A 14535-nucleotide genomic window follows, 5' to 3' on the forward strand; every position below is an offset into this window, starting at 1 on the left:
TAGCAATTCTTGTAATTAATAATATACTATTTCAACATTTCTATCTGATACATTATTCAAAAAATTTATTTTATTTGAATAGTCCTCTCCACTGTAAACAAATAGTTTAATCTTTTCTAAATTATCTAGTTCATTGATAATATCTACAATCAATTCTTCATCAGCTTCTAAGCTATGACCTAATATAATCAACTCTTTAACATTAGTAAAATCAATTCCCATACTAATCGATGCTGGGCTAAAACTATTCATTTCCCCATAATCATTTATAATTTTTGACATTTGTTCAAGTCTTTCATTTCTTAATAGTTCATCCAACAAATATGGATACATAATAGGGTCTGCTTTTCTAAATCTATTAAATAAAGACCATCCATTTTCTTTATACCATTCGTTTGTATAATCAAGAAATTCTTTATTTAGTGAAGGTGAATAATCAAATACATATCCTCCTCTACCACTAAACATTCGTCTTACATGAGAGTTAAATTCAACCATCTCTTTTTCTAAATCCTCTTCACTTAAGCCAAGACTGATAAGATGTCGCCTAAAATTTAATTGTTCTCTTAGTTTCTTTTTGTCAAAAACCGTTGCTTCTGACATGATACCAGTTGGTTCAGCACGTTGTTTGTACCCTAGTACTATTTCAGATTCCCCTAAAGAACCATGAACATAATAAACATTAATATTGTCATAATTTTCAACTGTACGTGTATAATTAAAATTAATAATATTTGTATCTAAATCTATGGCTTTTTTTACACTACTTTTTAAGTCTATAGTTTTTTTGTCTTCTCCCATAAGGTAATCCATCAATAAGATATTCATTTTCAAAAAAATCGAGTTTATTTCTTCTATTTTGCTCAAAAGGACTTCCTCTGTGAACTCATCGTCCTCTTTTACAATAGTATTAAAATATTTTTCCTGCCATTTTGCTGTAATTTTATCTATTGCATCTTCAAATGAGTACCACGTGTTTGGATGAACTTCACTTTCAATAAGTATTTTTTCCCAATTTTTTTTTTTATCTACTGGTAACGTATTTGCAAAATCTAAATATCCTGTTTTAAGTCCATGTGATATATCAAATCCGTTTCCAATTATTGCCAATTTATCTTTCATAATTTACCTCTCTATAAAATCAGAATTTTATTTAATCAAAAATGAAATGTTCATTTACTAAACTTAGTTTATTATCAATAATTAACCTACTATTTGGAAATTCAGGATAATTTGATTCGTCTTTATAAATATAAATTTCAGTACTTTCATTATTTCGAATAAATTTATAAAATTCTCCTCTAACTTCATTTATATCGCTTCGATATAATACTATTTGATTACTGTTATTCTCAATTTCTTTCCATAAATCATGCGAATAATTTGAGATAGATATTCCAAAATATTTAATATTCTCTGAATTAAAAATTAATTCTTCATACATAGTTATTGCTTCTAATTTTGTCCAGAAATAATTAGTTGATAACCTGAACATAATTTTACTATTCATAACTGGTATTATTTTACTTCTAATCTTCCTAGCTTCTTTCCTATCAACTTGATCATTAAAAAAAGATATTTCATGTCTTAATAGTAAATTTTTTATTTCATCTATGTTAATATCGTAACTTAACTCAGAAGGATTTAATATCTTATTTGGAGAAAAACTATGTATTGCTATTTTTGAATTATTATTTTTATTTAAAAAATTTATTAATAATTGCCACCACATTTTGTCTGTTTCCCCAAGAGACATTCCAAAAATATAAATTAAATCTGAATTTGATATTATTTCATGGTATGCCTCAAATTCAGTTGGAAGTCTATCTTGTACTCGTTCGGGCTTAATTAAAAGTTCTTGAGCTCTAATATTATTAAAAAAATTGGGATTTATTTGATTGAAATTGTCAACTCCTAAAAACATCCCTGTTTTTGTTGTTGCATGTACGTGATTATTGGTAATCACTATTTCTAATTCAACACCATCTAATTTTTCTTTGCTAATATTTTCTGTTAAGCTGTTTATAATTATTTTTTTTAATTCATTAGTAGATAGTGAATTTACTATTTCTGTTAATGTTGAAGTATAGTTAAAGTTCAAAAAATTTAGTGTAAATTTTAATTTTCTTTCTTTTTTACTGCTTCCTACTGATGAAACTATAAAGGTCTTCAACATTTTAATTTCATTTTCTATTTCTTCAAAATACCATCTTTTGGATTCTTCATCAAAATCTTCCCAAAACCGACTTATTGTTTGTTCAATAATTTCTTTTCTATCAATATTAGACATTTTTTCAAGGACACTATTTTGCTGTTCAATGACATATAATTGGAACTCTTTTGTAAAAAACTCTAAACTTGAATAATAACTCTTCCAATTAACCTCACTTTCTCCACCATAGATTGAATCTATAAGATTATCTACTTCTTCTGCTGATAAAGTAAAATCTAAATTATTAATTCTATAAGCAAAATTACTTTTTTTTGAATCAAAACAAGTCAAAATTCCCATCATCTTTTCAAAATCTTGCCAATCTTCAATATTCTTACTTATTCTTTCTAAAAATATATTTTTCTTTAAATTATCGTTATTATTATATTTTTTTAACACATGATTATAAAAATCTTTGTAGGATGTCTTCAATCCTAAATTAATATCAAAACCATTCCCTATCATAAACGTTAAATTCAAACCTATTTCTTCTCCTTTTCGATATAATTCTTTTTAGTAATGCATCTATCTTTCATTGTTTCTACCTTAAGAACTTTAATATCAATAACTACTTATTTCCATCTCTAATCCTATAAATAGTATTCCTACCCACATCCAACTCCTGAGAAATCTGAGTTATAGGAACATCTTTCTCTAACATCTCAACAATCTTTTCATATGTCACACGCTTCTGTTTATCCGCTGAATCAGCACTATAAGCCAAAGGGCGACCTTTATACTTACCTTTTTCTTTCGCTAACTCAATACCCTGTCTTTGCCTTTTACGTATCTGTTTACGCTCATTTTCAGCAGTATACTTAAACAATTCAATGATTAGATTATTTAGTAACCTTCTCAAGTTATCGTCCTGTATACCGTTCAGAGATGGCAAATTAAGGATTTCAAGTGTAGCTCCTTTGTCTTATATCTGATTCATGATACTAGTTATTTCTTTGTAATTTCGTCCTATCTTGCCTAATTCCGACACAACTATTATATCATCTTATCTAATATAGTTAAGCATCACTTTTAGTTGTGGACGATTATTATATTTACCACTTAATTTATTTGATAAAATCTTTTTAACCTTTGAACTTTTTAAAAACTGAAATTGTCTTTCTAACTTTTCTATCTCAAAGACTACCTACTTATTGAATATTTTGAAAAACTCTTATAACAACAAAAAACACCCTCTAATCACTTAGAGGGTGTTACGTCCGAATAGTTTTAATTCCAAAAGAATATCAAGATCCGTTTAACGGATTATTTGTTTTTTAAGTTATAGAATGAAGCTAAACCTTTGTATTCAGCTACTTCACCTAATTGGTCTTCAATACGTAATAATTGGTTGTATTTAGCAATACGGTCAGTACGGCTAGCAGAACCAGTTTTGATTTGACCAGCGTTAGTTGCGACAGCGATGTCAGCAATTGTAGCATCTTCTGTTTCACCTGAACGGTGAGAAACAACAGCTGTGTAGCCAGCTTCTTTAGCCATTTCAATCGCTTCAAATGTTTCAGTTAAAGTACCGATTTGGTTAACTTTGATTAAGATTGAGTTTGAGATACCTTCTTCGATACCACGTTTTAATTTTTCAGTGTTTGTAACGAATAAGTCGTCACCAACTAATTGAACTTTTTCGCCTAAAACTTCTGTTAAGTGTTTGAAACCATCCCAGTCGTTTTCGTCTAAACCATCTTCAATAGAGATGATTGGGTATTTTGCACATAATTCTTCATATAAAGCAACCATTTCAGCTGAAGTTAAAGAACGTCCTTCAGATTCTAAGTCATAAAGACCTGTTTCTTTATTGTAGAATTCTGATGAAGCAACGTCCATTGCTAGACGAACGTCAGAACCTGGTTTGTAACCAGCTTTTTCGATTGCTTCGATAATAACTTCCAAAGCTTCTTCGTTAGAACCTAAGTTAGGTGCAAATCCACCTTCATCACCAACAGCTGTGCTGTGGCCTTTAGATTTTAATACAGCTGCTAAGCTATGGAATACTTCAGTACCCATACGGATAGCTTCTTTAAATGTTTTTGCTCCTACAGGCATAATCATGAACTCTTGGAAGTCTACGCTGTTATCAGCATGAGAACCACCGTTAATGATGTTCATCATAGGTGTTGGCAATACTTTAGTATTGAATCCACCTAAGTAGTGGTATAAAGGAATTTCTAAGTAATCAGCAGCAGCACGAGCAGCAGCGATAGAAACACCTAAAATAGCGTTAGCGCCTAATTTACCTTTGTTTGGAGTTCCGTCTAATTCGATCATAGCACGGTCAATAGCCATTTGATCACGAACGTCAAAGCCGATAATTGCTTCAGCAATTACGTTGTTTACATTGTCAACTGCTTTTTGTACCCCTTTACCTAAGTAACGAGATTTGTCGCCATCACGTAATTCAACGGCTTCGTATTCACCAGTTGAAGCACCTGAAGGAACCATACCGCGTCCAAAAGCACCACTTTCTGTGTAAACTTCTACTTCGATTGTTGGGTTACCACGTGAGTCTAAGACTTCGCGTGCGTATACGTCTGTAATAATTGACATGTTTTTTTCTCTCCTTTGTTGTTGTGAAAAATCAGTGATTTTTCGTTAAGGTTATTATGCCTGAGGATGACTCCTCAAGCTCTATTTTAAGTTTTTTTAAGTAAAGATGCAATGAATAGCCTTTACTTAATTAAACTTTCACCAGTCATTTCAACCGGTTGTTCAATATTTAATAAATCTAACATTGTTGGCGCCACATCTGCTAAACGACCGTCTTCTCTTAATGTCACGTCTTTTTTCGTTACAATAACAGGAACCGGAACCGTTGTATGTGCTGTATGTGGTTTACCTTCTGGTGTCATCATTGTTTCAGAGTTTCCATGATCTGCGAAAATAACAGCATAACCGTCTTTCGCTAAAATGGCATCTACCACACGACCTAGATTCTCATCCACTGCTTCGATTGCTTTAATCGTTGGTTCTAACATACCAGAGTGACCAACCATGTCTGGGTTTGCAAAGTTTAAGATAATCGCATCATGTTTATCAGCTTCAATATCTGCAACTAATGCATCTGTTACTTCGTAAGCACTCATTTCAGGTTTTAAATCGTAAGTTTCAACTTTTGGTGAGTTGATTAAAATACGACTTTCTCCTGGAAACTCTTCATTACGTCCGCCATTCATAAAGAAAGTAACGTGCGGATATTTTTCTGTTTCAGCAATACGTAGTTGTTTTAAACCAGCGTTTGACAATACTTCTCCAAGTACATTTTTAAGCTCGATTGGTGGGTAGGCCACTTTCGCGTCAATACTTGGGTTATATAAAGTCATCGTTACAAATTTGACAACAGGGTGGGTTTCTCTTGCGAAGAACTCCCACTCTTTATCTGTAAAGGCATTTGATAATTGAATGGCGCGGTCTGGACGGAAGTTGAAGAAAATCACAGCGTCATTCTCTTTAACTGTCGCAACAGGCTCTCCGTTTTCTTCAATTACGATTGGTAAAACAAACTCATCATTGACGCCATTAGCGTAAGAATCCTTAATCGCTTGTACTGGGTCAGTTGCTTTAACACCTTCCCCATTTACTAACGCATTATACGCTTTTTCAACACGTTCCCAACGTTTGTCGCGGTCCATAGCATAGAAACGACCAGTAACTGTCGCAACTTTACCATAAGAAAGTTCCGCCATTTTGTCGACTAACTCTTGCATGAAACCTGCGCCTGAAGTGGGTGCTACGTCACGTCCATCTAAGAAGGCATGAACATACGTTTCTTTAACGCCTTTTTCTTTAGCTGTTTCCAACAATGCATAAAGATGGTTTTGATGACTGTGAACACCGCCGTCTGATAATAAACCGAATAAGTGAAGGGCCGAATCATTTTTAATAGCATGGTCCATCGCTTCGATTAAAACATCATTTGATTGGAATTCGCCATCTGTGATTGCTTTATCAATACGTGTTAAACTTTGATAAACAATACGTCCTGCACCAATATTAGTATGTCCAACTTCTGAGTTCCCCATTTGGCCCTCAGGTAGTCCCACATCTAAACCAGCTGCTTTTAATGTACTATGTGGGAATGTTTCCCAATAGCGATCAAAGTTAGGTGTGTTAGCTTGTGCTACGGCATTACCGACTGTTTCATCGCGTTTACCGTAACCGTCTAAAATAATAATCGCAACGGGTGATTTACTCATTACTTCACTGCCTCCAATAATGCTAAGAAAGAATCTGCTTCTAAACTTGCGCCACCGACTAAAGCACCGTCGATATGTTCTTCAGCCATGTACTCTTTAATATTCTCAGGTTTAACACTTCCACCGTATTGAATACGTACTTTTTCAGCTGTTTCTTCGCCAAATTTTTTCGCTACTGTTTCACGTACTACACCACAAGTGTCGTTCGCATCTTTAGCTGTTGATGATTTACCTGTTCCGATTGCCCAGATTGGTTCGTAAGCTAATACTAAGTTGCTTACTTGCTCTGCTGTTAAACCGTCAAGCGCAGCTTCGATTTGTCCGCTAACCCAAGCGTTTGTTTCGCCGGCTTCACGTTGTTCTAATGTTTCACCACAACAAACGATTGGTGTCATACCATTAGCAATAATCGCTTTTGCTTTTTTGTTAATATCTTCATCTGTTTCGTGGAAGTACTCACGACGTTCAGAATGTCCGATAATAACGTAGTCAACGCCCATGTCAGCTAAAGCTGCTGGTGAGTTTTCACCTGTGAACGCACCACTGTTTTCAAAGTAGCTATTTTGAGCAGCAATTTGAACGTCTGTTCCTTTTGTTGCTTCTACTAAACCGTGTAAGAATAAAGCAGGTGAACCGATCACCGCATCCACTTTATCATGGCTAGGTACTTTGTTTTTTACTGCTTCAGCAAAGTCTAATGCTTCGCTGATTGTTTTATTCATCTTCCAGTTTCCTGCAATAATTGGTTTACGCATGTATATGCACTCCTTCTAATTTGAAACGATTTCTCGTTTTTATTTATCTGAGATAGCTTCTACACCTGGTAATGCTTTACCTTCTAGATATTCTAGAGAAGCTCCACCACCTGTTGAAATATGTGAGAATTTTTCTGCAAAGCCTAATTGAATCGCTGCTGCTGCAGAGTCGCCACCACCGATAATTGTTGTCGCCTCTTCTAAATTCGCAATGGCTTCACACACGCCAATAGTTCCTTTAGCAAAGTTACTCATTTCAAAAACACCCATTGGGCCATTCCAAACAACTGTTTTAGCACCAGCTAATTCATTGCGGAATAGTTCAATTGTTTTTGGTCCGATATCTAATGACTCTTTATTCGCTGGGATTTCTGATACATATTCAGGAGGAATATTCTCAAAATCTTCAATGACACCAAAATCGATTGGTAAGATGATTTTACCGTCAGCGCGTTCAAGTAATTCTTTTGCTAACTCCACTTTATCTTCTTCGACAAGTGATTTACCAATTTCTTTACCTTGTGCACGCATGAAGGTATACGCCATACCGCCACCGATTAAGATTTTATCTGCTTTTGTTAAAAGATTTTCAATGACACCAATTTTATCTGATACTTTTGCTCCACCTAAAATCGCCACAAATGGACGTTTTGGTGAGTCTACTGCACCGCCGATAAAGTTGATTTCTTTTTCCATTAAGAAACCAGCTGCTGAAGGTAAGTTAGAAGAAACACCAACATTAGATGCGTGAGAACGGTGAGCTGTACCAAAAGCATCGTTCACAAAAACATCACCTAAAGAAGCCCAGTATTTACCTAGTTCTGGATCGTTTTTGCTTTCTTTTTTACCATCGATATCTTCAAAACGTGTGTTTTCAAAGACTAATACATCGCCTTCGTTCATTGCGTCGATAGCAGCTTCTAATTTTTCACCGCGTGTTTCAGGTACAAATGTTACGTCTTTTTCTAACAATTCGCCTAAACGTTTTGCAACAGGTGCTAAAGATTTGCCTTCTTTATCCTCTTCCGTTTTTACACGGCCTAAGTGAGAGAATAAAATCGCTTTGCCGCCTTGCTCTACAATATATTTTACTGTAGGTAATGCAGCTACGATACGGTTGTCATCTGTAATAACGCCATCTTTTAGTGGAACGTTGAAGTCCACACGCACTAATACTTTTTTACCTTTTAAGTCTAAGTCTTTTACTGTTTGTTTCGTCATCGGGGGAAAGCCTCCTTTATAATATACCAAATAGAAAAGCGAGGAAGCGCGTTTGCTTCCCCGCTTTTTACGTTCGAATATTAAGTACTGATCTAATTAAGTTTGAATTAACCTAATTTTGCAAAGTATTCTAATGTACGGATTAATTGAGCAGTGTATGACATTTCGTTATCATACCAAGCTACCGTTTTAACTAATTGTTTGTCGCCAACTGTCATAACTTTTGTTTGAGTTGCGTCAAATAAAGAACCGTAAGTCATACCAACGATATCAGAAGATACGATTGGGTCTACGTTGTAACCGTAAGATTCGTTAGCAGCTTCTTTCATAGCAGCGTTAACTTCTTCTTCTGTTACTTTTGTTTCTAAAACAGTGAATAATTCTGTTAATGAACCAGTTGCTACTGGTACACGTTGTGCAGCTCCGTCTAATTTACCGTTTAATTCTGGAATAACTAAACCGATTGCTTTAGCAGCACCTGTAGTGTTAGGTACAATGTTTTCTGCAGCAGCACGTGCACGACGTAAGTCTTTATGAGGACCATCTAATGTCATTTGGTCACCTGTGTAAGCGTGGATTGTTGTCATCATACCTTCAACAACACCAAATTTGTCATGTAAAGCTTTAGCCATTGGAGCTAAACAGTTTGTTGTACATGAAGCACCTGAAATAACTGTTTCTTCACCTGTTAAAACTTCATGGTTTGTGTTGTAAACGATTGTTGGTACATCGTTACCACCTGGTGCAGAAATAACAACGCGTTTAGCGCCAGCTGTTAAGTGTTTTTCAGCAGCTTCTTTAGAAGTGAAGAAACCAGTACATTCTAATACGATTTCTACTCCTAATTCACCCCAAGGTAATTCTTCAGGATTACGGTTCGCAAGAACTTTAACTTCCTTACCGTTTACGTTGAAGAATCCTTCATGAACTTCAACTTCACCATTGAAACGTCCTTGAGTTGTATCATATTTTAACAAGTGTGCTAATGTTGATGCATCTGTTAAGTCGTTAATTGCTACAACTTCAATACCTTCTAATTCTTGAATACGGCGGAATGCTAAACGTCCAATACGTCCAAATCCATTAATACCTACTTTAACTGTCATGCTAGATTTCCTCCTTTAGAAAATCGAAAAAATTTTTTATTTTAAAGGGTTACCCCTTTTAAAATCTGATTAGCGGCTCCTTCATCGGTGATTAACCATGTTTGATGTGGAGCATGTGTCATATAAGATGTAATCGCCTCTGCTTTGCGACTACCTCCGGTTACAGCAAGCACATAAGGTACTTCCTCTAACTCCTTTAATTGTAACCCTATTCTGGGTATTTTATAAACTATTTCGCCTTCTTCATTGAAAAAATATCCGAAAGCTTCACTGACCGCATGTTTTTCTTTTAGCATCTCCAGCTCCTGAGCAGACATGCCTCGTCGTTTAGCCATATGCATGGCACGACCGATGCTATGAATCACACACGTCGCCTCTTTAATCAAGTCTAATACTTGATGAACAAAAGGCTCTTGTAAAAGTGAGTTATATGTTTCTTGACTGACTCGCTCTGGTACATATAGCGGACGTGATGTCCCACCCGTGCGATTTGCCATCATTTCACTCACAGAGTTTGCCTGTATATCAACCGCCTCACCAATACCGCCTCGAGCAGGTACAAAAATATTATTTTGCACGTGTTCTGAAAATGGCGTCATCTGATTTGCAACAGCTGCCATTGTCGTGCCTCCCATCACAGCGATAATATTATCGCGATCGGGTAATAACATTTTAAGTGAGTCTGTTACCACTTGACCGAACTTTTCAAATACTTTCGCATCAACATCGCTATCTCCAGCGACGATAATGACTTTTTCAATATTAAGAAGTGTGGCTAACTCTTTCTCCATCTTCTTCATACCAGAAAGTTGGGACATGACATCTTCTAGCTCTCGCACAAGATCTACACCTTGCTTGGTAAGCGTCATTCCACTTTTAGAACTGTCAATCAAATTTAACTGTCGTAACAAATCGGTTTCGGTTCGTAACGCACGTTCAGACATGTGTAAACGTTCAGCCAAAGTTCGTCTTCCGACAGGCGCCATCCAATGAATCTGGCGTAATATCGTAAAACGTTCTTGGACAACATCCATGATGTCCGGTGCAATCGTTTGTAAAAGCTGAAGTTCTTTCTCCACTGCTATCAAACTCCTTAGCTGGACGACAAATGACCCAGCTAGTCATTTTACGACCCATGTAGTGTAAAAAAAAGAGTGCGAACTAAAACTCTTAATCATCACTATAGTCTTAGTATAACACTCTCTTATTTTGTTGGCAAGTCAGAGCCTTTATTTTTAGTTAAGGGCACCGTCTAACTGGCTTAGTACGTTTTGAAAGGCTTTGATATCTCCTTGGTCTAACGCACGGTTAACGACTTGCCACTGTCTTTCACGATGAAGTTCATGGAAAAAATCATCCCACTCTTTTCCTTCTTCCTCTGAGTCAATATAAGGATTAGCTTCAAGAACGGCAAGGTGATATAAATGTTCGGATGGTCGCTCGAGTTTAATCTCTACATAAAGGTCGTCTTGCCAATGTAAACGTATTTCATGAAAAATTTGATGATAGTCAAAAAACGCTTGGCCATTTTTATAGAAGACAAATGGTTCATACGCTGAATTCAAATTAATCTCAAGTCCACGAGGTGTTGCGGCACATCGCTCAACAAAATGAACGTTTTTTAAAATAGTTTCATGTTCTAAAAGATAGGTTAGTAACCAGTAGCTTTCACGATTTTGTAACGAATGTTGCGTTACGACTTCACACAACCATTTTTGTTTCATCCCTATCATGTTCCCATCCCTTTACTCTCTTAGCTGTTCAAATAAGTCGTTCATTTCTAAATCTTCAGGTACTAATTGTAAATAGCGTAGCAAGACGTGATAAGCGTGTTTGTTTTCGCCTTCTTCACGCAAGAATAACGCATATTCTTTTAGAAACTCTGGGTCTTCTGCCAAACCTGGTAGCGCTAGTTGATAGTGCTTAAAGGCTTTAGGATAGTCTTCCGTTCCAACATAGGCTTGAGCTAAGCTCCAATGACCTTGTGCTGTCATAGCTTCTCCTAACTCGGCTAACATCTCAATCACATCATCGTAACGTTCTTGACGCAATAACAAGAAACTTAATTTTACTTTAGATAGTTCACTATCTTCTTCAAAGGAAATCACTTGGCGCAAGTACTCTTCCGCTTGGACTTCATCGTGATATTGGAAGTAAAAATCAGACGCTAAATGATAAAGTGAACTGTTATAAGGGAAGTGTTTAACCCCTTCTAAAATCACTTCTTCACCTTTTTCTCGCTCTTCTTCGTCTAGGTAGGCACTTGCTAATGCAAGATAACCACCCGCACTCAACTCTCCCAATAGTCGAATTTCTTCTAATAACGAAATGCCTTTTTCTAACTGTCCAAGTTGAATATAAACTAAAGCAAGTTGATACAATGTTTCATCACGTCGCTCGTCTTCTAGCGCTTCTTCTAACACGACAACCGCTTCTTCAAACTCTCCTTCATAGCTATAACACATACCTAATCGGTCTAAAACAAACAAATCTTTAAACTCAGGTAAACGTAATTTTGCTAAATAAGTGTAATAAGGAATCGCTGCTTCATAGTTAGCTTGGTCGAAATAATACTCAGCAAGTGCAAACTGAATCGTCGCGTTAGTAGGTAATAGCTCATGCGCTTCTTTCAGCTTAATCTCTGCCACTTCTGGATAGCCTAACGTCATATATAAATCAGCTGCGGCTAATAATGAACCTGGATAGCTTTCGTCATCTTGAGGTATCTGGTCTAAGTGATACTCTGCTTGATCAATGTCATCATTATCTATCGCAATGTCAATTAACGGTAAACGATAATGATGCTGTGTTGGATGCGCTTCTAACAAGCGTTCAAATAATTGTTCAGCTTGTTGAATAAAGCCAATCTCTAATAACTGATAAGCAAGTTGTTCCTTTACTTCATCTGGATCATTAATAAGCGCTTCTTCAAATAATAATTGAAACTCAATTAAATCGCCTTCTTCGATTGCTTGAAGTGCTTGTATGCTATAAAATTCGGCCATGTTTTGCACCCTTTCTTCTTTCACTATTCATGATTATGACAATTTTCTTTTGTTTTGGCAACTAAAGTCAACTCTCATAAGCATAAAGCGAGATAAAAAGACTAGCAAGTTTTACAACTTACTAGTCTTAACTATCCTTTATTATTTAACAGCGTCTTTAAGTGCTTTACCTGGTTTAAATGCAGGTACTTTACTTGCAGCGATGCTGATTTCTTCACCTGTTTGTGGGTTACGTCCTTTACGAGCCGCACGGTCGCGTACTTCAAAGTTACCGAAACCAATCACTTGTACTTTTTCGCCATCAGCTAAAAAGTCTTGAATAGATGAAAAGACTGCATCAACAGCAACTGTTGCGTCTTTCTTCGTTAAGTCTGTTTTCTCAACTACTTTTTCAATTAATTCTGCTTTGTTTGCCATGTTTCAATTTCACCTCCGAAAAATGATAAGATGTGTTTGGACATCTGAGTCATCAAACTTACGAAAAGTTTGATGCTAACGAAAAATTGATGACTCAATATTTCATTAACAAAGATACCACACAAACATTGTATTATCAAGGAATTTGAGTATTTTTTATAGAATAACAAATTGATTTGCACATTTAGATAACCTGTGATAAAATGCCAGTTTTTATTTTCGACGACGTGCTAAAATTCGAATAGGTGTTCCTTCAAACGGAAAAGCTTTACGAATTTGGTTTTCTAAGAACCGAGCATATGAAAAGTGCATTAGCTCTTCTTCATTCACGAACATAACAAAAGTAGGCGGTTTAACTGCTACCTGTGTGCCGTAGAAAATTTTCAAACGTTTACCCTTATCTGTTGGTGTCGGATGAATCGCTACCGCATCTAAGATAACATCATTTAACACAGACGATGTAATACGTAAGTTTTGATTTAAACTAATCGTTTCGATTAAATCAGGTAACAAATGTAATCGTTGTTTGGTTTTCGCTGATACGAAAATAATCGGCGCATAGTCTAAGTACTTAAACTCTTTGCGAATGTCTTCTTCAAACTTTTTCATCGTGTGTGTGTCTTTTTTTACTAAATCCCACTTATTCACGACGATAATGACGCCTTTACCAGCTTCATGAGCGAAACCGGCAATTCGTTTATCATACTCACGAATTCCTTCTTCACCGTTTATGACCATTAGCACGATGTCAGAACGATCTATCGCTCGCATGGCTCGCATGACACTGTATTTTTCCGTATTCTCGTACACTTTTCCGCTCTTACGCATACCGGCAGTATCAATCATTAAAAATTCCTGACCGCTTTCAGATGTAAAGTGCGTATCAATCGCATCACGCGTCGTGCCTGCAACGTTAGAAACAATCACTCGCTCTTCACCAAGAATCGCATTGATTAATGATGACTTGCCGACGTTTGGACGTCCAATTAAACTAAAGCGAATGATACTGTCATCCTCTTCTTCTTGCTCTTGATTAAAGTGTTTCACTGCGTCATCTAATAAATCTCCCAATCCGATACCATGACTACCTGATACGGGATATGGGTCTCCAAGTCCTAATGCATAAAAATCAAAAATATCATTTCGCATCTCTGGATTGTCAACTTTATTGACGGCTAATAATACTGGCTTGTTCGTACTATACAACATTCTTGCGACCATTTCATCAGCGTCTGTGACACCCTCACGTCCGCTCGTCACTAAAATAATCACATCGGCTTCATCCATTGCAATTTCTGCTTGATATTTAATTTGATCCATAAATGGTTCGTCACCTAAGTCGATACCACCCGTATCAATAATACTAAATTCTCTTCCAAGCCATTCTCCTACGGCATAAATACGGTCGCGTGTAACTCCGGGCGTATCTTCAACTATCGAGATACGTTCTCCCGCGATCCGATTAAAAATCGTCGACTTTCCAACGTTTGGTCGTCCGACGATGGCAATTGTTGGGTTTGCCATGAGACATCCCTCCTTTAAATTCCTCATACTTTAGTAGTTTACCCTACCTAATACGCTTGTGGCAAGCTATTTCTTCATTATAAATTCCCA

Annotated in this window: 12 protein-coding genes and 1 pseudogene; all 13 read right to left on the minus strand. The window is 36.1% G+C overall.

The genetic code is table 11. From position 1 onward, the window contains the following. Positions 1-15: 15 nt before the first annotated feature. Positions 16-1122, minus strand: coding sequence for an AbiH family protein (locus tag CBF33_RS02455; RefSeq protein ID WP_126761274.1), 1107 nt, complete (start codon positions 1120-1122; stop codon positions 16-18). Positions 1123-1153: 31 nt separating this feature from the next. Continuing rightward, complete coding sequence (locus CBF33_RS02460; RefSeq protein WP_126761276.1) at positions 1154-2692, minus strand: AbiH family protein; 1539 nt, start codon at positions 2690-2692, stop codon at positions 1154-1156. Between the two features lie 88 nt (positions 2693-2780). Continuing rightward, positions 2781-3344: pseudogene (locus CBF33_RS02465) on the minus strand (recombinase family protein). 131 nt (positions 3345-3475) lie between these two features. Next, positions 3476-4771 (minus strand): phosphopyruvate hydratase, encoded by a 1296-nt coding sequence (gene eno, locus CBF33_RS02470; protein WP_023605527.1) that lies wholly within the window; start codon positions 4769-4771, stop codon positions 3476-3478. 122 nt (positions 4772-4893) lie between these two features. After that, complete coding sequence (gene gpmI / locus CBF33_RS02475; protein WP_126761278.1) at positions 4894-6417, minus strand: 2,3-bisphosphoglycerate-independent phosphoglycerate mutase; 1524 nt, start codon at positions 6415-6417, stop codon at positions 4894-4896. Beyond that, positions 6417-7172 (minus strand): triose-phosphate isomerase, encoded by a 756-nt coding sequence (gene tpiA / locus CBF33_RS02480; protein WP_126761280.1) that lies wholly within the window; start codon positions 7170-7172, stop codon positions 6417-6419. Before tpiA ends, gpmI begins: the two co-directional genes overlap by 1 nt. Before the next feature lie 39 nt (positions 7173-7211). Beyond that, a complete protein-coding gene (locus tag CBF33_RS02485; protein WP_126761288.1) occupies positions 7212-8393 on the minus strand; it encodes a phosphoglycerate kinase in 1182 nt (393 codons plus the stop codon). A 107-nt stretch (positions 8394-8500) separates the two neighbouring features. Further along, entirely contained in the window at positions 8501-9499 is a 999-nt protein-coding gene (gene gap, locus CBF33_RS02490) for a type I glyceraldehyde-3-phosphate dehydrogenase (RefSeq protein WP_126761290.1), read from the minus strand. 41 nt (positions 9500-9540) lie between these two features. Further along, the gene (locus CBF33_RS02495) at positions 9541-10578 is read right to left on the minus strand and encodes a sugar-binding transcriptional regulator (protein WP_126761292.1); all 1038 of its coding nucleotides are present in this window, start codon (positions 10576-10578) and stop codon (positions 9541-9543) included. Between the two features lie 156 nt (positions 10579-10734). Continuing rightward, positions 10735-11232: a YpiB family protein gene (locus CBF33_RS02500; protein WP_126761294.1), complete on the minus strand. Its 498-nt coding sequence runs from the start codon at positions 11230-11232 to the stop codon at positions 10735-10737. A gap of 12 nt (positions 11233-11244) precedes the next feature. Next, entirely contained in the window at positions 11245-12504 is a 1260-nt protein-coding gene (locus CBF33_RS02505) for a tetratricopeptide repeat protein (RefSeq protein WP_126761296.1), read from the minus strand. Positions 12505-12645: 141 nt separating this feature from the next. Beyond that, positions 12646-12921: an HU family DNA-binding protein gene (locus CBF33_RS02510; RefSeq protein ID WP_023605535.1), complete on the minus strand. Its 276-nt coding sequence runs from the start codon at positions 12919-12921 to the stop codon at positions 12646-12648. Between the two features lie 213 nt (positions 12922-13134). Further along, a complete protein-coding gene (gene der / locus CBF33_RS02515) occupies positions 13135-14445 on the minus strand; it encodes a ribosome biogenesis GTPase Der (protein WP_023605536.1) in 1311 nt (436 codons plus the stop codon). Positions 14446-14535: the final 90 nt, after the last annotated feature.

Origin of the sequence: Vagococcus lutrae, assembly GCF_003987555.1 — a bacterium.
Classification (GTDB): Bacteria; Bacillota; Bacilli; order Lactobacillales; family Vagococcaceae; genus Vagococcus_A; species Vagococcus_A lutrae.

Bases quoted from the DNA above. Each gene is read 5' to 3' on its own strand.
- CBF33_RS02455 (WP_126761274.1), bottom strand. From the start codon at position 1,122: ATGAAAGATAAATTGGCAATAATTGGAAACGGATTTGATATATCACAT.
- eno (WP_023605527.1), bottom strand. From the start codon at position 4,771: ATGTCAATTATTACAGACGTATACGCACGCGAAGTCTTAGACTCACGT.
- gpmI (WP_126761278.1), bottom strand. From the start codon at position 6,417: ATGAGTAAATCACCCGTTGCGATTATTATTTTAGACGGTTACGGTAAA.
- tpiA (WP_126761280.1), bottom strand. From the start codon at position 7,172: ATGCGTAAACCAATTATTGCAGGAAACTGGAAGATGAATAAAACAATC.
- CBF33_RS02485 (WP_126761288.1), bottom strand. From the start codon at position 8,393: ATGACGAAACAAACAGTAAAAGACTTAGACTTAAAAGGTAAAAAAGTA.
- gap (WP_126761290.1), bottom strand. From the start codon at position 9,499: ATGACAGTTAAAGTAGGTATTAATGGATTTGGACGTATTGGACGTTTA.
- CBF33_RS02500 (WP_126761294.1), bottom strand. From the start codon at position 11,232: ATGATAGGGATGAAACAAAAATGGTTGTGTGAAGTCGTAACGCAACAT.
- CBF33_RS02505 (WP_126761296.1), bottom strand. From the start codon at position 12,504: ATGGCCGAATTTTATAGCATACAAGCACTTCAAGCAATCGAAGAAGGC.
- CBF33_RS02510 (WP_023605535.1), bottom strand. From the start codon at position 12,921: ATGGCAAACAAAGCAGAATTAATTGAAAAAGTAGTTGAGAAAACAGAC.
- der (WP_023605536.1), bottom strand. From the start codon at position 14,445: ATGGCAAACCCAACAATTGCCATCGTCGGACGACCAAACGTTGGAAAG.